This window comes from Phyllobacterium sp. RCAM01083 (genome assembly GCF_055685835.1).
On record NZ_JBVFZN010000005.1, the window covers coordinates 517,199 to 537,911 of the forward strand.

The 20,713-nt window shown below is 60.8% G+C and carries 21 protein-coding genes, 1 tRNA gene and 1 riboswitch; of the genes, 15 read left to right on the plus strand and 7 right to left on the minus strand.

What is annotated here, in order from left to right; all coding sequences use genetic code 11:
• Positions 1 to 53: 53 nt before the first annotated feature.
• Positions 54 to 410: a BA14K family protein gene (locus ACZ25R_RS09170; protein ID WP_472460781.1), complete on the minus strand. Its 357-nt coding sequence runs from the start codon at positions 408 to 410 to the stop codon at positions 54 to 56.
• A gap of 158 nt (positions 411 to 568) precedes the next feature.
• Between ACZ25R_RS09170 and ACZ25R_RS09175 the strand changes: the two genes are divergently transcribed.
• The 11 genes from ACZ25R_RS09175 (at position 569) to ACZ25R_RS09225 (ending at position 9,544) form a co-directional block, all read left to right on the plus strand.
• A complete protein-coding gene (locus ACZ25R_RS09175) occupies positions 569 to 1,684 on the plus strand; it encodes an endonuclease/exonuclease/phosphatase family protein (RefSeq protein ID WP_346306239.1) in 1,116 nt (371 codons plus the stop codon).
• 2 nt (positions 1,685 to 1,686) lie between these two features.
• On the plus strand, positions 1,687 to 2,397 hold the full coding sequence (locus ACZ25R_RS09180; RefSeq protein WP_472460782.1) for an NUDIX hydrolase: 711 nt from the start codon (positions 1,687 to 1,689) through the stop codon (positions 2,395 to 2,397).
• A gap of 252 nt (positions 2,398 to 2,649) precedes the next feature.
• Entirely contained in the window at positions 2,650 to 3,567 is a 918-nt protein-coding gene (locus tag ACZ25R_RS09185; protein WP_472460783.1) for a PhzF family phenazine biosynthesis protein, read from the plus strand.
• Between the two features lie 103 nt (positions 3,568 to 3,670).
• Positions 3,671 to 3,746 (plus strand) — tRNA-Lys (locus ACZ25R_RS09190).
• Positions 3,747 to 3,831: 85 nt separating this feature from the next.
• Complete coding sequence (locus ACZ25R_RS09195) at positions 3,832 to 4,176, plus strand: RidA family protein (RefSeq protein WP_105732256.1); 345 nt, start codon at positions 3,832 to 3,834, stop codon at positions 4,174 to 4,176.
• Between the two features lie 248 nt (positions 4,177 to 4,424).
• Positions 4,425 to 4,700: a 30S ribosomal protein S21 gene (gene rpsU / locus ACZ25R_RS09200; protein WP_464661192.1), complete on the plus strand. Its 276-nt coding sequence runs from the start codon at positions 4,425 to 4,427 to the stop codon at positions 4,698 to 4,700.
• A 208-nt stretch (positions 4,701 to 4,908) separates the two neighbouring features.
• Positions 4,909 to 5,478: an NADPH-dependent FMN reductase gene (locus ACZ25R_RS09205; RefSeq protein WP_223612793.1), complete on the plus strand. Its 570-nt coding sequence runs from the start codon at positions 4,909 to 4,911 to the stop codon at positions 5,476 to 5,478.
• Positions 5,479 to 5,567: 89 nt separating this feature from the next.
• Positions 5,568 to 5,684, plus strand: a riboswitch (TPP riboswitch).
• A gap of 97 nt (positions 5,685 to 5,781) precedes the next feature.
• The gene (gene thiC / locus ACZ25R_RS09210; protein ID WP_472460784.1) at positions 5,782 to 7,614 is read left to right on the plus strand and encodes a phosphomethylpyrimidine synthase ThiC; all 1,833 of its coding nucleotides are present in this window, start codon (positions 5,782 to 5,784) and stop codon (positions 7,612 to 7,614) included.
• Complete coding sequence (thiO, locus tag ACZ25R_RS09215; RefSeq protein WP_472460785.1) at positions 7,614 to 8,567, plus strand: glycine oxidase ThiO; 954 nt, start codon at positions 7,614 to 7,616, stop codon at positions 8,565 to 8,567. The genes thiC and thiO overlap by 1 nt, the downstream gene beginning before the upstream one ends.
• A 2-nt stretch (positions 8,568 to 8,569) precedes the next feature.
• Positions 8,570 to 8,767, plus strand: coding sequence for a sulfur carrier protein ThiS (gene thiS / locus ACZ25R_RS09220; RefSeq protein ID WP_163365481.1), 198 nt, complete (start codon positions 8,570 to 8,572; stop codon positions 8,765 to 8,767).
• 3 nt (positions 8,768 to 8,770) lie between these two features.
• Positions 8,771 to 9,544 (plus strand): thiazole synthase, encoded by a 774-nt coding sequence (locus ACZ25R_RS09225; RefSeq protein ID WP_472460786.1) that lies wholly within the window; start codon positions 8,771 to 8,773, stop codon positions 9,542 to 9,544.
• Here ACZ25R_RS09225 and ACZ25R_RS09230 read toward each other — a convergent pair whose 3' ends face one another.
• Together ACZ25R_RS09230 and ACZ25R_RS09235 are read right to left on the minus strand one after the other, a co-directional pair.
• Entirely contained in the window at positions 9,545 to 10,144 is a 600-nt protein-coding gene (locus ACZ25R_RS09230; protein ID WP_472460787.1) for a class I SAM-dependent methyltransferase, read from the minus strand.
• A gap of 288 nt (positions 10,145 to 10,432) precedes the next feature.
• On the minus strand, positions 10,433 to 10,882 hold the full coding sequence (locus ACZ25R_RS09235) for an RrF2 family transcriptional regulator (protein WP_223612798.1): 450 nt from the start codon (positions 10,880 to 10,882) through the stop codon (positions 10,433 to 10,435).
• Between the two features lie 305 nt (positions 10,883 to 11,187).
• Between ACZ25R_RS09235 and ACZ25R_RS09240 the strand changes: the two genes are divergently transcribed.
• The 4 genes from ACZ25R_RS09240 (at position 11,188) to cysW (ending at position 14,449) form a co-directional block, all read left to right on the plus strand.
• The gene (locus tag ACZ25R_RS09240; RefSeq protein WP_464661186.1) at positions 11,188 to 11,379 is read left to right on the plus strand and encodes a hypothetical protein; all 192 of its coding nucleotides are present in this window, start codon (positions 11,188 to 11,190) and stop codon (positions 11,377 to 11,379) included.
• Between the two features lie 274 nt (positions 11,380 to 11,653).
• Entirely contained in the window at positions 11,654 to 12,658 is a 1,005-nt protein-coding gene (locus ACZ25R_RS09245) for a sulfate ABC transporter substrate-binding protein (RefSeq protein WP_472460788.1), read from the plus strand.
• A gap of 101 nt (positions 12,659 to 12,759) precedes the next feature.
• On the plus strand, positions 12,760 to 13,602 hold the full coding sequence (cysT, locus tag ACZ25R_RS09250) for a sulfate ABC transporter permease subunit CysT (RefSeq protein ID WP_472460789.1): 843 nt from the start codon (positions 12,760 to 12,762) through the stop codon (positions 13,600 to 13,602).
• Between the two features lie 19 nt (positions 13,603 to 13,621).
• Positions 13,622 to 14,449: a sulfate ABC transporter permease subunit CysW gene (cysW, locus tag ACZ25R_RS09255; protein ID WP_472462461.1), complete on the plus strand. Its 828-nt coding sequence runs from the start codon at positions 13,622 to 13,624 to the stop codon at positions 14,447 to 14,449.
• On the opposite strand, the gene ACZ25R_RS09260 is transcribed toward cysW, so the two are convergent.
• From ACZ25R_RS09260 to secD, 4 genes are all read right to left on the minus strand, one after another.
• The gene (locus ACZ25R_RS09260) at positions 14,446 to 15,006 is read right to left on the minus strand and encodes an alpha/beta hydrolase (protein ID WP_223612803.1); all 561 of its coding nucleotides are present in this window, start codon (positions 15,004 to 15,006) and stop codon (positions 14,446 to 14,448) included. The genes cysW and ACZ25R_RS09260 overlap by 4 nt on opposite strands.
• Positions 15,007 to 15,171: 165 nt before the next feature.
• Positions 15,172 to 16,122 (minus strand): lysylphosphatidylglycerol synthase domain-containing protein, encoded by a 951-nt coding sequence (locus tag ACZ25R_RS09265; RefSeq protein WP_464663308.1) that lies wholly within the window; start codon positions 16,120 to 16,122, stop codon positions 15,172 to 15,174.
• A gap of 60 nt (positions 16,123 to 16,182) precedes the next feature.
• Positions 16,183 to 17,940: a YbaL family putative K(+) efflux transporter gene (gene ybaL, locus ACZ25R_RS09270; protein ID WP_223612804.1), complete on the minus strand. Its 1,758-nt coding sequence runs from the start codon at positions 17,938 to 17,940 to the stop codon at positions 16,183 to 16,185.
• A 187-nt stretch (positions 17,941 to 18,127) separates the two neighbouring features.
• The gene (gene secD / locus ACZ25R_RS09275) at positions 18,128 to 20,662 is read right to left on the minus strand and encodes a protein translocase subunit SecD (RefSeq protein WP_223612805.1); all 2,535 of its coding nucleotides are present in this window, start codon (positions 20,660 to 20,662) and stop codon (positions 18,128 to 18,130) included.
• Positions 20,663 to 20,713: the final 51 nt, after the last annotated feature.

Sequence of the window (20,713 nt, forward strand, 5' to 3'; positions counted from 1 at the left end):
GGTCTCCAACCTTTCCGGGAATCAGGCCGATAGAGCGATCTATCGGCCTTTTTTCATTGCAGCGTGCAGGTGCGGCGCGGCCCGCTCAGGGGCTGGTAGGTATTGTCGAAGGCACGGTAGGATTGATAGCGGTCCTGGCAGATCTGCGCCTGGGTGCGGGTCGTCGGCGAGATGATGGGCCGGCGGGTGCGGAAATCGTTGCACCGCGCCGAGCCTGTGCAGTTGGGCCCGGCAAGGTTGGCCGGGCTGTCGGTGCCGAGAATCAGCGGCTGCAGTGGCACCGGATCATTGCCGCGCGGGGCCGGACGATAGGGCTGGACCTGTGCAGACGCGGCGCCAAGACCGAGGGTCAGGGCAAGGCCAAAGGCGGCGAGGGCTGTGATCAGGGTCTTCATCATCGTCGTGTCCATGCTGTTTTCCCTAATATAGGCCTTTGTATTCCCTATCGCTACCGCCAAGCGGAAATCCCCGCGGTAACGGTTTCGGCACTGGTTGTCGTGGGGCAATCAGGCTAGGTTCACAACAACGTCCTGCTTCGACTGTCGGTTTCATAATTCAGGGTCTGTGAATGTCTGTACGCATCGCCACGTTCAACGTCGAAAATCTGATGAACAGGTTCGATTTCTCCGGCTTCAAGAACAATCTGAACAAGGACCGGACGCTGCAGCTGTTCCAGATCAATGACGAGGAACAGTACCGGCAGCTGGAACAGGCGCGGGCCATCGCCCATGCGGACGACACGCGCCAGTTGACGGCGCTTGCCATCGCCGAAACCCATGCGGATATTCTCTGCCTGCAGGAAGTCGACAATATCGGTGCGCTGAATGCCTTCGAGTTCGGCTATCTCTTCAAGATGGTCGGCGAGGGCTACCGGCACAAATACATGCTGGAAGGCAATGACAGCCGCGGCATCGACGTGGCGGTGCTGATGCGTGACCAGACCCGGCACGGCGAGCCGATCGAATTCATCGAAATGACCAGCCATGCCCACGTCACCTACAATGATTTCGGTCTGTACAACGCCGAGATTGCGGCGCTCGGGCTTGAGCCGCATGAGCGCATTTTCAAGCGCGACTGCCTGGAGATCGACGTGCGCATCGGCGGGCGGCCGCTGACGCTGTTTGTCAGCCATTTCAAATCCATGGGGCCGCCGCGCAACGGGCTGGACGGGCGCACGGCCTCCATGCCGGTGCGCGTGGCCGAAGCCAAGGCGGTGCGGCGGATCATCGAGGACCGGTTTGCCGATAGCGGCGGTTCGGCCAGCAAGCATTGGGTGATCTGCGGCGATTTCAACGATTATCGCGAACGCATCGTCATTGGCGGCGATTCGCTGGCCGGATACACGTTTGAGCCGGTGCGCGAGGCGACGAGCAGCGTCGACGTGCTGCTGGACGGCGGGTTCTGCGAAAATCTGGTGGAACGCCGTCCGGTGATGGATCGCTGGACGCTGTACCATACGCGCGGCCCGGAGGAGCGCCACCTGTGCCAGCTCGATTACATCCTCGCGTCGCCCGCATTGGCCAGGACCAACAGCAAGGTTGTGCCCGACATCATCCGGCGCGGCCAGCCATACCGCACGATTTTCCCGCCGGACCAGAAGGTCGAGCTGTTTCCCAGGATCGGCTGGGACCGCCCCAAGGCAAGCGATCACTGCCCCGTTGCCGTCACGTTCAACGTCATCTGACCATGCACACCATTCCCGAAGCAGCCGTCATCCCGATCCGTCAGGCCATTGTGCGCGTGGAGGAGGGGCCTCTCGCCTACGATGTTCAGCATCGCACTGACATAGCCGCAAACTGGACACGCGAACTGGCGGCCAATCCCACGCTGTTCGACGGCTCGTTCTTCCTGGCTGAACAGGCCGGGATCGATGCCGGTATTTTCCGCGCGGCCTACAGGCGCACCACCTTTGCCACGATGATGCACTGGAAGCGCAACCGCACGGCTGCAAAGCCTTGGCACATCTTCAGCGTCGGGGTCATGGTATCGGCGGATAACAGGCTGATTGCCGGGCAGATGGGCGCCACAACATCGGCGGCGGGACGGGTGTATTTCCCGGCTGGCTCGTTCGATGCGGGCGACCTGGTGGGCGATCAGGTGGATTTCGACGGCAATGCCCAGCGCGAGGTGGCCGAGGAAACCGGCATCGATCTTGGCACCGCATCGCACCGGGACGACATGGCCTATCTCGTCAGGGTGGAGCGGAGCATTGCCGTGTTCCGGCGTTACTATTTCCGGCAGACCGGAGATGAACTGCTCACATCCATTCGCGCCACCATTGCCGCCCAAGCCGATCCGGAGCTGGACGGGGTCTGTGCCATTTCGGCCGCCGGCGAGATGGGGGAGGCGACGCCGCGTACCTTCGCCACCTTTGGCGACTGGCACTTCAGGTCATGAACCGAGAGAGGCAATGTTGCATTTCTGCCGTGCGTGGTTCGACAAGCTCACCATGAGGGTGAGTGAGGATTGCAGGGCGTTCTATTCTGCTACGTTTGTGATTGAACTTGCAGTCAACCACCTCCCTCATGGTGAGCTTGTCGAACCACGCACCAGATGGCCTGCAGGCTGGAATGTCACCGTCACAAGGTTTATCTTGAACAGCTCTCTCCAGTGTCTACTTTCGCCGAGGGTTTGACGAGGAGTATGCAAATGAGCAGCCGGCACTATCAAGTCTATGATGTTTTCACCGACAAGGTCCTGACGGGCAATCCCCTTGCGGTTGTGCACGATGCAGCCGGGCTGGACGATGCCGCCATGCAGCGGATTGCCGGGCAATTCAATCTGTCAGAGACGGTGTTCGTCCTGCCGGCGCACAATCCCGCCCATACGGCCCAGATCAGGATTTTTACGCCCGATTATGAAATGCCTTTCGCCGGTCATCCGACTGTCGGGTCCGCCATTGCCCTGGCGCAAAGCCGCTTTCCCGATGTGGCGGGCGATCAGGAAACGCTGATCATCCTGGAAGAGAAGATCGGCCCCGTCCGCTGCGGCGTGAAACTCAGCAAGGCGGGAGCGTTTGCCGAATTCGATCTTCCCAAGCTGCCGGAACAGGTGCCGTATAATTCCGACAGGATCGCGCTGGCCAATGCCCTGCGTCTCGAACCCAAGGAGATCGGCTTCGAGAATCACGTTCCGACCATCTGGGATGCCGGCGTGCCCTACCTGCTGATCCCGATTCACGGGCTGGCGGCTGCCGGTCGGATTCGAATCAACCAGGACGCCATGAAAATGGCGGCACCGGTCATCGACGGGCGCCAGCTGCCCGTCTATGTCTATTGCCGCGAAACGACGCTGCACGACAGTAATTTTCATGCGCGGATGTTTGTCAGCGACGAAGGCACCTACGAGGACCCGGCAACGGGTTCCGCCACGGCGGCCTTTGCCGGGGCCATCCAGCATTTTGACCAGCCGCTCGACGGATTGTTGCGGCTGTGGCTGGAACAGGGCCAGGAAATGGGCCGTCCATCGCGATTGCGGCTGGAACTGGATATCGCCGACCAGAAGCTTGCCGGCGGGCGTATCGGCGGTTCGGCGGTCAAGACGGCGGAGGGACAGCTTTTTGTTTAAACAACTTATTGTTCAAAGCTGACATAAAGTTTTCAAGAAGGGCTGGACAGGCCGGTTTTGCCCCGTTATAGAGCCCCCACCTTCGGTCGTCAAAGCGGCTGACGGGCACATAGCTCAGTTGGTAGAGCAGCTGACTCTTAATCAGCGGGTCGTAGGTTCGATCCCTACTGTGCCCACCATTTCTTTGAAAAAAGGGCCGTATGGCCCTTTTTTCTTATATGCCTGTCCAGTATCGATCTACCCAAACTGCTAGAGGAGCTTTCCATGAGCATTCGTCGTATTGAAGTCGGTCCACGCATGAGCCAGGCCGTTATCCATGGCAACACGGTTTATCTCGCAGGGCAGGTAGGCACACCGGGCAAGAGCGTCACCGAGCAGACCAAGGATGTCCTGGCTTCGGTCGAGCGCCTGTTGAAGGAAGCCGGTTCCGACAAGTCCAAGATCCTGCAGGCGATCATCTGGATGGCCGACATGAAGGACTTTGCCGAAATGAATGCGGTTTGGGATGCCTGGGTCGATCCGGCCAACACGCCTGCGCGCGCCACCGGCGAAGCCAAGCTGGCGACCCCGGACTACCTCGTCGAAATCATCATCACCGCTGCCATCTGATTCCCTGCCAAATCCGCCCGACACGGCGGATTTGGCAGGGCGGCAGGTTCATCCCGGCGGAAATATTGAATTTGCCGGGATGAAATGAAGTGGATGTCAGTAAAACTGCTCCTGTGCACTGGATTTTTAGCGCGGGAATGAATAAAGTCCGCGCTTCTCGGGATTGCCGTTGTGGTAATTCATCAAACGCTTGTCTGATTGTGACGCTTACGCCCGCAAGACGAGACAAGCATGGGTAAGGAAAACGATTGCAAGTTCTCGTCCGTGACAACAATGTTGAACAGGCCCTCCGGGTCCTGAAAAAGAAGATGCAGCGCGAAGGTCTCTTTCGCGAAATGAAGGCGCGCCAGGCTTTTGAAAAGCCGTCCGAGCGCCGTGTCCGTGAAAAGGCTGAAGCCGTCAGCCGCGCCCGCAAGGCAGCGCGCAAGCAGGCACAGCGTGAAGGTCTGCTTCCTGGTCCGAAGAAGAAAGAACGCGTTGCCCGTCCAGGTGCCGCTACCAGCGATTTCAGCAACAACCGATAATCAATGACCGGAGTTTCCGGTCCTTGCAAAACGCGACAGAACCCGCACAGCGAGCCATGCTGGAGCGGGTTTCGTTTTGTGAAGACTCCGCCATAACTATCGTCTTCACATCGATATTACCCGGTTTCAAAAAAGTGCCTTCTTGTGCGCCGCATCACGCCGCGCCTATGCATGCTCCATGATATTCAAGCCTTATGGAGACCTTTCAATGGCACCCAAGCTCAACATCGTCCACGTCAGCACCCGTCCGGGCCGCGCCGGTCAGCCGGTTGCCAAATGGTTCCATGATTTTGCCAGCCAGGACGGCCAGTTCGAGCCGGTTCTGATTGACCTGGCGGATCTCAACCTGCCGGTTTTCGACGAACCCAACCACCCGCGTGCCCGGAAGTATGAACATGCGCACACGAAAAAGTGGAGCGCGCTGATCGAAGCGGGTGATGCGATCGTGTTCGTGACGCCGGAATATGACTATTTCGCTCCGCCGTCCCTGACCAATGCGATCATTTATCTCTGGCAGGAATGGAACTACAAGCCGGTCGGTTTCGTCAGCTATGGCGGCGTGTCGGGCGGCCTGCGCTCGGTCGAATCGGTCAAGGGCCTCATCGCAGGGCTGCGGATGGTTCCCATTCCCGAAGGCGTTCCCGTTCCGGCGTACCAGCAGTTCATCAACGATGAAGGCGTCTTCCAGGCCAATGAACTGGTGACGGCGAGCGCTAACACCATGATTGGCGAATTGCTCAAGTGGAGCAATGCGTTGAAGCCGCTGCGCGCGTCCTGATCCGGTCAAGGTGCCCGGAATCGACGGGGCGCCACACACACGATTTTACCGATTCGCTTGACAAATGGCGGATCGGGCGTTCAATTCAAGACATTCACCAGGGGGGTCCCGACAAGGGGCTGAGATTCTGCTGGCTTTTGCAGCGCAGTGACCCGTTGAACCTGATCCAGTTCATACTGGCGTAGGGACGGTGCGAAAGTCATGCGAGTCAGCCTCGGCACATCCGTATCCGGATTCGCAATCTCTTTTCATCCTTCCGGCACAGAACTGGGTTTCCACGCTTGATTGCTTAGGAGCCTGATGATGACCGTAATTACCCCAACCGTTTCGGCAGGACCGCTGCCGGCCTCGATCAAAATTTACAAACCCGGCCATATCCATCCGGATATCCGCGTGCCGTTGCGCCAGATATCGGTGCATCCGACAGCGGGCGAGCCGCCGGTGACGGTGTACGACGCGTCCGGGCCGTATACGGATGCCAACGCTGCGATTGACATCGCCAAGGGCCTGCCGCGCATCCGCGCAAGCTGGCTTGCCGGCCATGCCGACCTTGCCGCCTATGACGGCCGCCACGTCAAGCTGGAGGACAATGGCTTCGTCACCGGTGAACGGCTGACCCCGGAGTTCCCGGTGCGCAACCGGCCACTGCGGGCGAAGGGCGATAAAGCCGTGACGCAGCTCGCCTATGCCCGGGCGGGAATCATCACGCCTGAGATGGAATATGTGGCGATCCGCGAAAATCTCGGCCGCGACGCGGCGCGGGCGCAGCTGGAGCGCGACGGCAATTCCTTCGGCGCGTCGGTGCCGGATTATGTCACACCGGAATTCGTGCGCGAGGAGATTGCCCGGGGCAGGGCGATCATTCCGGCCAATGTCAACCATCCCGAACTCGAGCCGATGATCATCGGCCGCAACTTCCTGGTCAAGATCAACGCCAATATCGGCAATTCCGCAGTGACCTCCTCCATGGCGGAGGAAGTGGAAAAAATGGTCTGGGCCATCCGCTGGGGTGCCGACACGGTGATGGACCTGTCGACCGGCCGCAACATCCACAATATCCGCGAATGGATCATCCGCAACGCCCCCGTGCCGATCGGCACCGTGCCGCTCTATCAGGCGCTGGAAAAGGTCGGCGGCATTGCCGAAGACCTGACCTGGGAGGTCTATCGCGACACGCTGATCGAACAGGCGGAGCAGGGCGTCGATTATTTCACCATCCATGCGGGTGTTCGGTTGCATTACATCCCGCTGACCGTCGACCGCGTCACCGGCATCGTGTCGCGCGGCGGCTCGATCATGGCCAAGTGGTGCCTGCATCATCACCGGGAAAGTTTCCTCTACGAGCATTTCGAGGAAATCTGCGATATCTGCCGTGCCTATGATGTCAGCTTCTCGCTGGGGGACGGGCTGCGGCCGGGTTCCATTGCCGATGCGAACGATGCGGCGCAGTTTGCCGAGCTGGAGACGCTGGGGGAGCTGACGCAGATTGCCTGGGCCAAGGGCTGCCAGGTGATGATCGAGGGCCCCGGCCACGTGCCGATGCACAAGATCAAGGCGAACATGGACAAGCAGCTTGCCGTCTGCGGCGAGGCGCCGTTCTACACATTGGGACCGCTCACCACCGATATCGCGCCCGGTTATGATCACATCACGTCGGGCATCGGTGCGGCGATGATCGGCTGGTTCGGCACCGCCATGCTTTGCTATGTCACGCCGAAGGAACATCTCGGCCTGCCCAACCGCGACGATGTGAAGATCGGGGTGATCACCTACAAGATCGCCGCCCATGCGGCGGACCTTGCCAAGGGCCATCCGGCGGCGCAGGTGCGGGACGATGCCTTGTCGCGGGCGCGTTTCGAGTTCCGCTGGGAAGACCAGTTCAACCTGTCGCTCGATCCCGAAACGGCGCGGCTGTTCCACGACGAGACATTGCCGAAGGAGGCGCACAAGGTGGCGCATTTCTGCTCGATGTGCGGGCCGAAATTCTGTTCGATGCGGATTTCCCACGATATCCGCGCCGAAGCGCAGAAGGAGGGCATGTCAGCCATGGCGGAAAAATTCCGGCAGGGCGGCGATCTCTACATGCCGCTGACGTCCGCGGCTGTGCCCATTCCGGTCGGGGGTGACGATTTCTGATGCGCATTCTTGTCAAAGGCGCTGGCGTGGCCGGGCTCACCGCCGCACATGAACTGATGGCGCGGGGCGCAGACGTAACCGTCTTCGACCCGCGCCGCGACACGTCATCGACCGCCTCCTGGTATGCGGGCGGCATGCTTGCGCCGTATTGCGAGCGGGAAAGTGCCGATGAACAGGTGCTGGAACTCGGATTGAAGGCTGCCTCCTGGTGGGAGGCGGCCCTGCCGGGGCGTGTCGTGCGCAACGGCACGCTGGTGCTGGCGCCAGCGCGTGATGCCGGGGAATTGGACCGTTTCGCCTCGCGCACCTCGGGTTTTGCCGGCGTAGACGCGCAGGAACTGGGCAGTCTCGAACCCGACCTTGCGGGGCGGTTCCGCCGGGGGCTGTTTTTCCGGGACGAAGCGCATCTCGATCCGCGCCGCGCCCTGACGGCGCTGGCGGCCAAGCTGGCCGCATCCGGCGTTCGCTTTGAGAACGAGCGGGACGAGGGCAAATTCGACCGCATTGTCGACTGCACCGGTTATTCCACGGCCAAGCCGGATCTGCGCGGGGTGCGCGGTGAAATGCTGATCCTGCAAACCCGCGACATCGCGCTGGCCCGGCCGGTCCGGCTGATCCATCCGCGTTTTCCCGTCTACATCGTCCCGCGCGCCGATCACCTCTTCATGGTCGGCGCGACGATGATCGAAAGCGATGCGACGGGGCCGGTTACTGCCCGGTCGATGATGGAACTGCTCAATGCCGCCTACAGCCTGCATCCGGCCTTCGGCGAGGCAGCGATCATCGAGACCGGTGTCGGCGTGCGCCCGGCCTATGCGGACAATTTTCCGCGCGTCGAGCGCGATGGCCGGGTGATCAGCATCAACGGATTGTACCGGCACGGATTTCTGCTGGCGCCTGCCATGGCGATGCAGGCGGCGGCGATGGCTTTTGACTCGGAGAAGGTAGTTTGATCATGAGACTGATCGTCAATGGAGAGCCGCACGAGGTTGCGGCCAAAACACTGGCCGATTTGCTCGGCGAACTTGAGTATGAGGGCGAATGGCTGGCGACCGCGCTCAACGGCGAGCTGGTGCGGGCGACCGCGCGCGCTGCCGTGGCGCTGAATGAAGGCGACCGGGTGGAAATCCTCACCCCCCGGCAGGGAGGCTGAGCCATGCTGACCCTTTATGGCACCGAACTGTCCTCGCGCCTCCTGCTTGGCACCGCGCAATATCCGTCACCGGCGATCCTGATGGATGCGGTGAAGGCATCGGAAACCAGGATCGTCACGGTGTCGCTGCGGCGCGAAATGGCGGGCGGCAAGTCGGGCGACAGGTTCTGGTCGCTGATCCAGTCGCTCGGCGTGCATGTGCTGCCCAACACGGCGGGCTGCCACACGGTCAAGGAAGCGGTGCTGACCGCCCAGATGGCCCGGGATATTTTTGCCACCGACTGGATCAAGCTCGAAGTCATCGGCAATCACGACACGCTGCAGCCGGATGTGTTTGCGCTGGTGGAAGCAGCGCGGATCCTGACAGCGGACGGCTTCAAGGTGTTTCCCTATACGACGGACGATCTGGTCGTGGCGGAGCGCCTGCTCGAGGCGGGGTGCGAGGTGCTGATGCCGTGGTGCGCGCCCATCGGCTCGGCGCTTGGCCCGCTCAATCTGCATGCCCTGCGTGCCCTGCGCGGGCATTTCCCCGAGGTGCCGCTCATCGTCGATGCCGGTCTTGGCCGGCCGTCCCATGCCGCTACGGTGATGGAACTCGGCTTTGATGCCATCCTGCTCAATACTGCCGTTGCCAAGGCTGCCGACCCTATCGCCATGGCGACCGCCTTCGCCAAGGCGGTGGATGCCGGGCACATGGCCTTTCACGCGGGCATGCTAGAGCCGCGCGATGTGGCGGTGCCGTCAACGCCGGTTATCGGAAAAGCCGTCTTTACCTGATCAGGGCTGCTTGGTGGCGATGACGTGCAGCCATTGCGTCGGCTCACGGTCATAGCCGCTGCCCATCAGCACAGCGATATCGATGCCATGCCAGCGATCTTCGCCATAGGCCTGGCGCAGCCATTGCGGCGAGGGGTAGTTGAAGTAGCGGCCGAAGCGGTCACGGCCTTCGGCCGTACCGGCCTTGAAACTGGCAAAGAACCGTCCGCCGGGTTTGAGGGCGCGGTTGATGTGGCTGATGATATCGGGCAGGCCGGCGCGCGGCACGTGCAGCAGGCAGGCACTGGCCCAGACGCCGTCATAGGCATTGTCCGCGGCAATATGCTCGAACTGCAAGACATCGACGGCAATGCCAAGCCGCTTCTGCGCTTCGGCGGCGATCTCGGGCGAGCCATCCGTCGGCACCACGTCAAAGCCGCGGGCAAGCATATGCGCCGTGTCGTCACCGCCGCCGCAGCCGAGTTCCAGTATTCTGGCGCCGGGAGACAGCAGGACGAGGTAGGCGTCGAGATGGTCAAACGCGCGCGCCTGCGACTGGTTGGCGTAACGCACGGCTTCATCGGCGTAAAAGGCCAGTGTTTCCGGATCGTTGGCAGTCATGGTGTTTCCCGAGGGGTTAGAGCGGTTTGCGGCCATATTGGATCAGTTCTGTTTCCCGGATGGCGAGACAATCCACGCGGAAGGTAGCAAGGCCGATGTTTATCCATCGGACGAAGCTGCCTGACAAAGTGGGTGTCCGCCAGCCGGAAACCCGAAGGGCCGGGTGAATTTGGCCCAATTCCTGCGGGTTTTGACTTCGTCCGATGGAGAACATCGGTCTCGTCAAACCCCTTGACCTTGTCCGCAAATTCCCGCCGGCAGAACGATTCAATATGGCCGCAAACTGCTCTAACTGTCGAGCACGGCTGCCAGCTTGCCGCCATCGCCATAGGCGAGGCAATCGGCAATCGTGGTCTTATCAAGCACACCGCGCGTGACATTGGCGACTTCGCTGAAGACATGGCGGATTTCGCACTTGTCCTCGCTGTCGCAATCTTCGCAGCGCCGGTAGGCAATCTTGCTGAGGCATGGCAGGGGCGCAATCGGCCCGTCGATCAGCCTGAGGACCTCGCCGAAGGTGATGTCTTGTGCCTGCTTGAGCAGGAGATAGCCGCCCATCTTGCCGCGGCGGCTCATGACGATGCCCTGATGTTTCAGGTCGAGCAGGATTTGTTCCAGGAACTTCTTCGGAATGTTCTGTTCTTCCGCGATGTCCGAAATGAAAAGGGCCTTTTCGGCATCGGCTCTGGCGAGAACGACAAGCGCCCGGAGCGCATATTTGGCTTTCTGCGAAATCATGATTGTTGCCTGACCACCCTGTGAGATGCAGTCATAGTCCCTCGCGTGACATTTTCTAGTGCTAAAGTGTTAAAAAATGGAGTTTTTTCATGGCGGCCAAATGTCTTAAAAATGGCTGTTAAGGCTCTGAAAAATAATCATTCATTAAGAATTAAGCGCCCGAAAAGTTGCGAAAGCGTTAAAATCGATACACGATTAAACCGGTAGTGATTGTTGACAAATTTTTACAACCGGTCATCATCGGGTATCGGTTGTCTCCTGGAGGCAGCTGCACTCTGCAACCCAATTGTTCCCTGGAGGTCGCAATGTACAGTGAAGTATCAGGCATCTTTAATCGGGCAGAACGCCTGTGGCGCGAGGTATTCGCCTCGGAAACACTCGACACCGATGCACGGGATGCGAAGAAGCGGGACAGCGACGAGGCCTCGGCCAAGCGTCATCGCAACTGGACCGAGGAGGATTTCCTCTGGTGCTGGCAGCATCGCGGCTTCTGGTAAGCCGCGCTTTTGTTCACGACGCTGCCTCGCGGCATCGCGGGGTGGAAGCGGATTGCGGAACCGGCCCGGATAGACCGGGCGAATATTTCGTTTTAGTCATTTCTTGGAATAAAGTTTTAAGAAGCAAGGTATTGTTGGAATTCCAATTCTTCCGCTCCCGGAGATTTGGCGGCATTCTCAGAAAAAATATCCGTTCTCCTATGACATCGCTGGGTTGGATGGGGCTGGGTTCATTTCGACAGCACGATCCGTGCTGGCTGCTTGGGAGAATGCAATGAAAAAACTGTTCGTCTATGCCACGGTCGCTCTGGCGCTTGGCCTCGGGCCGGTGAATGCCGCGGAGCCCACCGGAATCCTCAACGTATCCTACGACATTTCGCGCGAGCTTTACGAGCAGGTCAACAAGGCCTTTACGGCGGCCTACAAGAAAGAGGCCGGCAAGGATATCACCGTCAGCCAGTCGCATGCGGGGTCGTCAAAACAGGCCCGCTCGATCCTGGAAGGGCTTGAAGCCGATGTCGTGACGTTCAATCAGGTCACCGACGTGCAGGTTCTGCATGACAAGGGCAATTTCATTCCCGCCGACTGGCAGTCGCGCCTGCCGAACAATTCCTCGCCCTATTATTCCCTGCCGGCCTTTCTGGTGCGTGCGGGCAATCCGAAGCACATCAAGAACTGGGATGATCTCGTCCGCGACGATGTGAAGGTGATTTTCCCCAATCCGAAAACCTCCGGCAATGCGCGCTACACCTATCTGGCCGCCTATGCCTATGCGCTTGAGGCCAACAACAAGGACCAGGCCAAGGCGCAGGATTTCGTCAAGAAACTCTTTGCCAACGTGCCGGTGTTCGACACGGGCGGGCGTGCCGCAACCACGACCTTTGCCGAGCGCGGCATCGGCGATGTGCTGATCACGTTCGAAGCCGAAGTTCTGGGCACGCGCAAGCAGCTGGGCGAAGACAAGTATGAGGCGGTGGTGCCGCCGGTCAGCCTGCTGGCGGAGTTTCCCGTCACCGTCGTCGACAAGGTCGTCGACAAGCGCGGATCGCGGGCAATTGCCGAAACCTATCTGAAATTCCTCTATACGCCGGAAGGGCAGGACATTCTCGCCCAGAACTTCAACCGCGTGCATGACGAGACCATCAAGGCGAAATATGCGGCGCAGTTCCCCGAGACGCGTCTGGTGACCGTGGAGGACGTTTTCGGCGGCTGGGACAAGCTCTCCAAGGAGCATTTCGCCGAGGGCGGCATCCTCGACAAGGTTTTCACCAAGCGCTGATCAGCGGCTGACGAACCCGAAGGCGGCATGGCCTTGGCTGTGCCGCCGCATTCTTTGCAACCCCTGCTTGCTTTCGCACGAACAGGCTTTAGAACCCGAGCATGCCGTTGTTTTCAAAATCCAGCCAGCGCGGATTGTTGCCGGGGTTCAGCCTGACCCTCGGCGTGACGCTGCTGTACTTCGCCATCATCGTGGCGCTGCCCCTGCTGGCGATGCTGTACAAGTCGGTCAATCTCGGCTGGCCGGATTTCTGGACCATCATTTCCTCCGAGCGCGCCGTTGCAACCTACAAGATAACTGTCGGGGCGGCGCTGCTTGCCACGTTGTTCAATGCGCTGTTCGGCCTGCTGCTTGCCTGGGTGCTGGTGCGCTACGAATTTCCGGGGCGGCGGCTGCTGGATGCGGTGGTCGACCTGCCGTTCGCCCTGCCGACCGCCGTTGCCGGCCTTGCGCTTGTCACCGTGTTTTCCGCCAATGGCTGGTTCGGCCGCTATCTCGAACCGCTGGGGGTGAAGATCGCCTATGCGCCGCTCGGCATCGCCATCGCCATGATGTTCACCAGCATTCCCTTTGTCATCCGCACGGTGCAGCCGGTGCTGGAGGATGTGGCTGTTGATGTCGAGGAAGCGGCGCGGTCGCTGGGAGCGACCAACTGGCAGATTTTTGCGCGGGTGATCTGGCCCGCGATTTTCCCGGCATTCATCGCCGGATGCAGCCTGTCCTTTGCCCGCAGCCTCGGCGAATTCGGCGCCATCGTCTTCATTTCCGGCAATCTGCCGTTCGAGACCGAGGTGATGTCGCTGCTCGTGTTCATCCGCCTTGACGAATATGACTATCCCGCCGCGGCGGCCATTGCCACCGTGATGCTGGTGCTGGCGTTCCTCATGCTCTTTGTCACCAATTCCATTCAAGCCTGGCAGCTCCGTTATGCAGACCGCAGCTGATCTCGCCGCCCCGGCCAAAATGCAGTCGTCGCGGCGGCATGGCCAGCGCCCGGCACGCACGGCGCACTGGCTGCTGATCCTCGCCGCCATGGCCCTGTCGGCGCTGTTCATCGGCGTGCCGATCGCGGTGATTTTTACCTATGCGCTGCGCGAGGGCATCTCCGTCTATATCGCGCAGATCACTCAGCCCGCGACATTGCATGCGATCTGGCTGACTGTGCTGACGGCCATCGTCGTGGTGCCGATCAACATGGTCTTCGGCATCTGCGTCGCCTGGCTGGTCACGCGTTTCCGCTTTCCCGGCCGCCGGCTGCTGATCACCTTCATCGAGATTCCGTTCTCCGTCTCGCCGATTGTCGCGGGTGTGACCTATCTCTTCCTCTACGGCAGCCAGGGGCTGCTTGGTCCGCTGCTGGAGAGCCACGACATCAAGATCATGTTCACCGTCCCGGCGATCTTTCTGGTCAGCCTGTTTGTCACCAGTCCGTTCGTCGCACGCGAACTCATTCCGCTCATGCAGGCGCAGGGCAGCGAGGACGAAGAAGCGGCCATCACCCTCGGGGCAACAGGACTGCAGACATTCTTCTATGTCACGCTGCCGAATATCCGCTGGGCGCTGCTTTATGGCGCGGTGCTGTGCAATGCACGCGTCATGGGTGAATTCGGTGCCGTGTCGGTGGTATCCGGCGCCATTCGCGGCCAGACCAACACGCTGCCGCTGCAGATCGAACTGCTGTTCAACGACTACAACGTCACCGGGGCCTTTGCCGCCTCATCGACGCTGGCGCTGATCGCGGTGGTCACGCTCATCCTCAAATATCTTCTCGAGCGCAAGCAGGCGGGCTAGGCTGCCCGCCTGGTGCGAAGGGCATCGTCCGGCCGCCGCATGGACTGCGCCAGGATATAACCTTCCGGCCATGCGCCGAAACCGCTGGCAACATTGATGTGGCCGGCATGGCGCATGTCGACAAATCCCGAGCCCCAGATATCAGCCAGTGCCTGCGCCTTGTTGAAGGACATGTATGGATCGTCGCGGCTGGCGGCGACGATGGAGGGAAAGCCAAAATCGTGACGCGGCAGCGGGGCAAAGCTGCGGAATTTCGGGTCCTGCACTGCCATGCGCTCGGCATCGGCGGGTGCCACCAGCACGGCGCCTGCCACATGGGCGGCGGAGGGGCGGCTGGCCAGATGGGCGACAAGCACGCAGCCCAGGCTGTGGGCAACGAGAATGGCGCCGGGTGTTTCCGAGATCGCCGCCTCGAGCACGTGCAGCCACTGCGACAGAACCGGATTTTCCCAGTCATCCTGTTCGACAAGGCGGGCGGTATCGTCATCGGCCAGCCACTGCCGCTGCCAATGGCCTTTCTCGGAGCCGAGATATCCGGGAATGATCAATGTTGTCATCAGGCACCTATCCTTCCAGCTTGGGGAGGAAACGTTGAAATCACAGCCTGAAAATAGGTGCCGGCCCCCATTCTTTGAAGGAATGGGGGTCTAAAGTCGGGGTGTATTGGAAAAAAATTCCAATGCGAAAATCCGGAATCGTGAAATCGGCCCGGCGTTGACTGCTCAGGTCTCGCTGTCCTTCTTGTACCAGCGCAGCAGCAACTGCGAACGCTCGAAGAACAGGACGACAAGCAGCGACAGGGCAAAGGGGATCAGCAGGTAGAACAGGCGGAAGATGATCAGCGCGGCCAGCACGTCGGCCTGGTTCATGTCGGGTAGCCCGGTCAGGAAGACCAGTTCCAGCACGCCGAGGCCACCCGGCGCATGGGAAATCAGGGCGGCGGAAAACGAGATGAGGAAAATCCCGAGCACGATGAGAAAGCCGGGATTGCCGGCTTCGGGCAGGGTGAAATAGATGATGGCAGCGGCGCCGATCAGTTCCAGCGGTCCGACAATCAGCTGCTGGGCGACAACGGTCAGACGCGGATATTCGAGCGTGAACTTGCGGATGCGCAGCGGGCGCAGCTGCAGCCAGCTGCCGAAGACATAGAGCAGCACGAAGGCGAGGGCGCCGAAGCCGAGGAGATAGCTGAGGGAAAGCGGCAGCTCATTGTTGAAGCGCTGCAATATTTCCGGTTCGATCAGAAGCACGAATGCGCTCAGGGTGATCGTGCCCAGCATGAAGGTGAAGGAGCAGAAGGCAATGAGCAGGGCGATTTCCGCCGCGCTCATCCCTTGCGAGGAATAGGCGCGATAGCGCACCACCGCACCCGAGATCACTGACGCGCCGATATTGTGCGAGAGCGCGTAGGTGGTGAAGGAGCACAGCGTGATGAACAGCCAGGAAATCTTGCGGCGCAGATGCAGGAGGGCAATCCGGTCATAGCCCGCAAGGGCGGCATAGGCGAGCAGGGAGGCAAGGGCGGCCAGAATCCAGCGATGGGTCGGAATCGCATAGAGACTGTGGATCACATCCTCAAGCGATATGCTCCGCAACTCCCGGTAGAGGAGCCACGCGGAGACAGCAACAGCGGCCAACCCGATCACCGGCCATATATAATCCTTTAACTTCATACCCATTCCCGTCCAATCATTCTCACCTGGCTTGCGCCGCGAACCCCGTTTTTTCTTTGGTTATGCCGATAAGGGCTCCTCCGGCTTCGGTTTGTCGAGATCGAGAATATGCGCGACAATCCCCCGGGCAATTTCCCGCTCGCCCATGATCACCGCGTCGGCACCCAGATCCTGCAGATGCTGAACCTCGGCGTCCGAATGCGCCCGCGCCAGGATGCTGATGGCCGGGTTGGCGGCGCGCGCCTTGACGACGATCTGCCCGGCTTCGAAGGCATTCGGAATGGCGATGATCAGCTGCCGGGCTTCGGCAAGGTTGGCCGCGGCCAGCACATCGCCATTGGCGGCATTGCCGACGATGGTTTCCACATCGTCATCGCGCAGCTTTGCCACGGTCTTGTCGGCATCTTCGATCACCAGAAACGGCTTGCCGACTTCCTTCAGCGCATCGCCCACCAGACTGCCGACACGGCCGTAACCGATCAGCACCGCGTGGTTGGTGAGGGTGGTCGGCTGCAGCTCTTCCACGTCGGGTTCCTCGACGACCGTCGTCTCGGGGCTGGCTTCCGTTGCCGAGGCGGAGCGTTTTTCCAGCCACGGTTTCAGATATCCCACCCCGGCAAAGACGACCGGATTGAGCAGGATCGACAGGATGGCGCCGCCGAGAATGAGATCGCGCCCTTCCTGCGGCAGCATGCCGAGCCCGACACCCAGCTCCGCCAGAATGAACGAGAACTCGCCGATCTGCGCCAGACTGGCCGAAATGATCAGGGCGGTCCCGGTGGGATAACCGAACGCCAGCACGATGAAGAAGGCTGCCAGCGACTTGCCCACCACGATGATCGCAAGCGTTGCCAGAAGCGGCAGCGGATCGTTGATGATGGTCATCGGGTCGAACAGCATGCCGACGGAGACGAAGAACAGCACGGCGAAGGCGTCGCGCAGCGGCAGGGATTCCTCCGCCGCCCGGTGGCTGAGTTCGGATTCGCTCATGATCATGCCGGCGAAGAAGGCGCCGAGCGCCAGCGATACGCCGAACAGTTTCGACGCGCCGAAAGCCACGCCCAGCGCAATGGCCAGCACCGCGAGCCGGAACAGTTCGCGCGAGCCGGTATGGGCAATGGCATGCAGTGTCCACGGGATGACACGGCGGCCGACGATCAGCATCACGGCGACGAAGGCGGCAACCTTGCCGAGCGTCAGCCCGATGATGCCGCCGATGCCGAGATTGAAATAGGCGACGATGGGGTCGCTGGCGATATGGGCAGCGGCCTCGACCGCCGGGTTCTTGCCGTTGACGGCGTCGGCAATGGCGGGCAGCAGCACCAGTGCCAGAACCATGGCCAGGTCTTCGACGATCAGCCAGCCGACGGCGATGCGCCCGCGCTCCGTCTCGATCAGGCGGCGCTCCTGCATGGCGCGCAAGAGCACGACGGTACTGGCAACGGACAAAGCGAGACCGAAGACGAATCCCGCCTGCATGCTCCAGCCGAGAATCCAGGCAAGCCCGGCGCCCAGCAGGGTTGCCACGACGATCTGGACGATTGCACCGGGAATGGCGATGGCCCGGACCGACAGCAGATCCTTCAGGGAGAAATGCAGCCCGACGCCGAACATCAGCAGAATGACGCCGATCTCGGCAAGCTCGGCCGCCAGTTCCTGATCGGCGACAAAACCGGGTGTATGGGAGCCGGCAAGGACACCGGCAAGCAGGTAACCGACAAGGGGAGGAACGCGCAGACGGTTGGCAATCGCACCGAAGATGAAGGCCACCACAAGGCCCACAACGATTGTCGCAATCAGCGGCGTTTCATGAGGCATATGTCGGTGTCTCCCCCTGGGTCGTGATGAAAAATAATAGAGTCAATCTGTCTGCAGCCAATGACTGCCTCAGTATTGCGTACACATGATGTCTTGCAAACAACTTTTGTCGTTCTGCGGCGCATGAAATGCAATTTTTTTCATACGCCGCAGATATTTAGCCTGGAGAGCTCAGATCAGGCTCGGCTCAGCTCTTCACGGCCGGTGTCTCGCTCGATCCGATGCGGTGCTGGTGGTTCTTTTCCCACCAGGTTCCCAGAAGCAGCAGGATCGGCGCGGCGATGAAGATCGACGAACTCGTGGCGATCACGACACCGAAAAGCATCGGCAGCGCGAAGTTTTCCACGGCCTTGCCACCCCAGATTGCCATGGGCAGCATGGCAAGGAAGATGGTGACGGAGGTGTAGATACAACGGGCCAGCGTCTGGTTGATACTCATGTCGATGATCTGGCGCAGCGGCATCTTCTTGTGAATGCGCAGGTTCTCGCGCATGCGGTCATAGACCACCACCTTGTCGTTGACGGAGTAGCCGATCATCGTCAGAAGCGCGGCGATGGCGGTGAGGTTGAAGTCCAGCCCCATCAGGGCGAAGAAGCCAACCGTCTTCGTCGTGTCGAGAATGAGCGTGGCAATCGCGCCGAGGGCAAAGTGCCACTCGAACCGCCACCAGATATAGAGCAGCATGGCGATACTGGCGAGGATGACCGCCAGGACACCCGAGCGCGCCAGTTCCTGGCTGACCTTCGGTCCGACGACTTCCGAGCTTTCGATCTTCACGCCGGCATCGAGCTGTTCGACCGCGGCCTTGACCTTGGTCACGGCAGCCGTCTGGGCTTCTTCGCCGCCATCCTGGCGCTGGACGCGAATCAGGACCTGATTGTCGCCGCCGGCCTGCTGCAGCACGACCTCTCCGAGGCCGAGTGCTTCCAGCGAGCTGCGCATGGTGGCGAGATCGGCCGGTTTCGACGTGGTGACGGCAACCTGAATGCCGCCCTTGAAGTCGATGCCGTAATTGAGGCCGGGATGGATGAACAGGATCACCGAGGCGATCGACAGGAAGATCGAGACGCCGATACCGAAGAAGCGGGCGTTCATGAAGGAGATTTTCGTGGTCTCCGGAACCAGCTTGACCACGTGCTCGATGTGGATGGTCTTCATCTTGCGGCGGCGGACGATGGCCGTCATGACGATGCGCACGACGGTCACGGCGGTGAACATCGAAATCAGCGTGCCGATGACCATGGTGACCGCGAAGCCGCGGATCGGGCCGGTGCCGAACAGGAACAGCAGCAGCGTGGAAATCAGGTGCGTGACGTTCGCATCGACGATGGTGGCATAGGCGTGCTTGAAGCCGCGGTCGACGGCGGCCATGGCGCCGATGCCCTTGCGGGCTTCTTCGCGGATACGCTCGTTGATGAGAATGTTCGCATCCACCGCAAAGCCGATGCCAAGGATGATGGCGGCGATGCCGGGCAGGGTGAGCGTGGCGCCGATAAGGCTGAGGACACCGAATGTCAGGATGACATTGAGCGCCAGCGCCAGGTTGGCGATGAAGCCCCACGTGCCGTAGAGCACGAAGATGAAGCCGACGACGAGGGCGAAGCCGACAAGACCGGTCAGGATGCCCATCTTGATGACGTCGCCGCCGAGATCAGGGCCAACCGTGCGTTCTTCGATGACCGTCAATGGCGCGGGCAGGGCACCGGCGCGCAGCAGGGCGGCGGTTGTCACCGTATCCTGCACCGTGAAATTGCCGGTGATCTGGCCGGAACCGCCGGTGATCGGCACCTGGATGACCGGCGCGGTCAGCACCTTGCCGTCGAGAACGATGGCGAAGGGACGGCCGACATTCTGGCTGGTGATTTCAGCAAACTGACGCGCACCGACATTGTCGAAGCGGAACGAGATGATCGGCTGGTTGGTCTGCGGGTCGAAGGCGGCGCGGGCATCGGTCAGGCGTTCGCCGCTGAGCGCAACACGGTCCTCGACGGGATAGGTCTGGCCGGGATTCTTGGCATCCGGCAGGATGGAAATGCCGGGCGGCGGTGTATCGCCGAAATTGCGGTCGGCGACCATGTGGAACGTCATCTTCGCCGTGCTGCCGAGCAGCGCGCGCAGCTGGGACGGATCCTGCAGGCCGGGAAGCTGGACGACGATACGGTCGGAGCCGACGCGCTGGATGGAGGGTTCGGCCACGCCGACCTGATCGACGCGGCGGCGAACGATTTCAAGGCTCTGCTGCAGGGCGTTGTCGAGCCTGTCCTTCATGCCGGCATCCGTCAGGGTGAGACGGATCGTGTTGTCGGCTGAGGTGATGTCGATGTCGCTGACCGGGGCGGCGAAGCCGACCTGCGCAACCTGGGCCGTCAGTTCCTTCAGAACCGTCACGGCGCGGTCGCGCTGTGCCTGGTCGGCAATGGTCACGATGACGGAATCCCCGGCGATGCGGACTGACTGCGCCTGAATGCGTTCGGTGCGCAGCTTGTTGCGCGCATCGTCCAGCATGGCGCGGACGCGGTCCTTCTTCAGGGCTGCGGCGTCCACTTCGAGAACGAGATAGGAACCGCCGCGAAGATCGAGACCAAGCGAAATCTGCTTCTTGGGCAGCCAGTTGGGCAAGGCATCAAGCTGTGCCTTGGTGAAAATATTGGGCAGTGCGAGGATGATGCCCGCAATAATGATGAAAATATAGGTTCCAAGAACCCATTTCGAAGTGCGCATATCAGTGTTCCGTCATGAATTGCGGCGAGGCTGCCGGGAAATGGTCGCGTC

Coding starts and splice junctions, on each gene's coding strand:
- ACZ25R_RS09170 (WP_472460781.1), bottom strand. CDS start 410: ATGGACACGACGATGATGAAGACCCTGATCACAGCCCTCGCCGCCTTT.
- ACZ25R_RS09175 (WP_346306239.1), top strand. CDS start 569: ATGTCTGTACGCATCGCCACGTTCAACGTCGAAAATCTGATGAACAGG.
- ACZ25R_RS09180 (WP_472460782.1), top strand. CDS start 1,687: ATGCACACCATTCCCGAAGCAGCCGTCATCCCGATCCGTCAGGCCATT.
- ACZ25R_RS09185 (WP_472460783.1), top strand. CDS start 2,650: ATGAGCAGCCGGCACTATCAAGTCTATGATGTTTTCACCGACAAGGTC.
- ACZ25R_RS09195 (WP_105732256.1), top strand. CDS start 3,832: ATGAGCATTCGTCGTATTGAAGTCGGTCCACGCATGAGCCAGGCCGTT.
- ACZ25R_RS09205 (WP_223612793.1), top strand. CDS start 4,909: ATGGCACCCAAGCTCAACATCGTCCACGTCAGCACCCGTCCGGGCCGC.
- thiC (WP_472460784.1), top strand. CDS start 5,782: ATGACCGTAATTACCCCAACCGTTTCGGCAGGACCGCTGCCGGCCTCG.
- thiO (WP_472460785.1), top strand. CDS start 7,614: ATGCGCATTCTTGTCAAAGGCGCTGGCGTGGCCGGGCTCACCGCCGCA.
- thiS (WP_163365481.1), top strand. CDS start 8,570: ATGAGACTGATCGTCAATGGAGAGCCGCACGAGGTTGCGGCCAAAACA.
- ACZ25R_RS09225 (WP_472460786.1), top strand. CDS start 8,771: ATGCTGACCCTTTATGGCACCGAACTGTCCTCGCGCCTCCTGCTTGGC.
- ACZ25R_RS09230 (WP_472460787.1), bottom strand. CDS start 10,144: ATGACTGCCAACGATCCGGAAACACTGGCCTTTTACGCCGATGAAGCC.
- ACZ25R_RS09235 (WP_223612798.1), bottom strand. CDS start 10,882: ATGATTTCGCAGAAAGCCAAATATGCGCTCCGGGCGCTTGTCGTTCTC.
- ACZ25R_RS09240 (WP_464661186.1), top strand. CDS start 11,188: ATGTACAGTGAAGTATCAGGCATCTTTAATCGGGCAGAACGCCTGTGG.
- ACZ25R_RS09245 (WP_472460788.1), top strand. CDS start 11,654: ATGAAAAAACTGTTCGTCTATGCCACGGTCGCTCTGGCGCTTGGCCTC.
- cysT (WP_472460789.1), top strand. CDS start 12,760: ATGCCGTTGTTTTCAAAATCCAGCCAGCGCGGATTGTTGCCGGGGTTC.
- cysW (WP_472462461.1), top strand. CDS start 13,622: ATGCAGTCGTCGCGGCGGCATGGCCAGCGCCCGGCACGCACGGCGCAC.
- ACZ25R_RS09260 (WP_223612803.1), bottom strand. CDS start 15,006: ATGACAACATTGATCATTCCCGGATATCTCGGCTCCGAGAAAGGCCAT.
- ACZ25R_RS09265 (WP_464663308.1), bottom strand. CDS start 16,122: ATGAAGTTAAAGGATTATATATGGCCGGTGATCGGGTTGGCCGCTGTT.
- ybaL (WP_223612804.1), bottom strand. CDS start 17,940: ATGCCTCATGAAACGCCGCTGATTGCGACAATCGTTGTGGGCCTTGTG.
- secD (WP_223612805.1), bottom strand. CDS start 20,662: ATGCGCACTTCGAAATGGGTTCTTGGAACCTATATTTTCATCATTATT.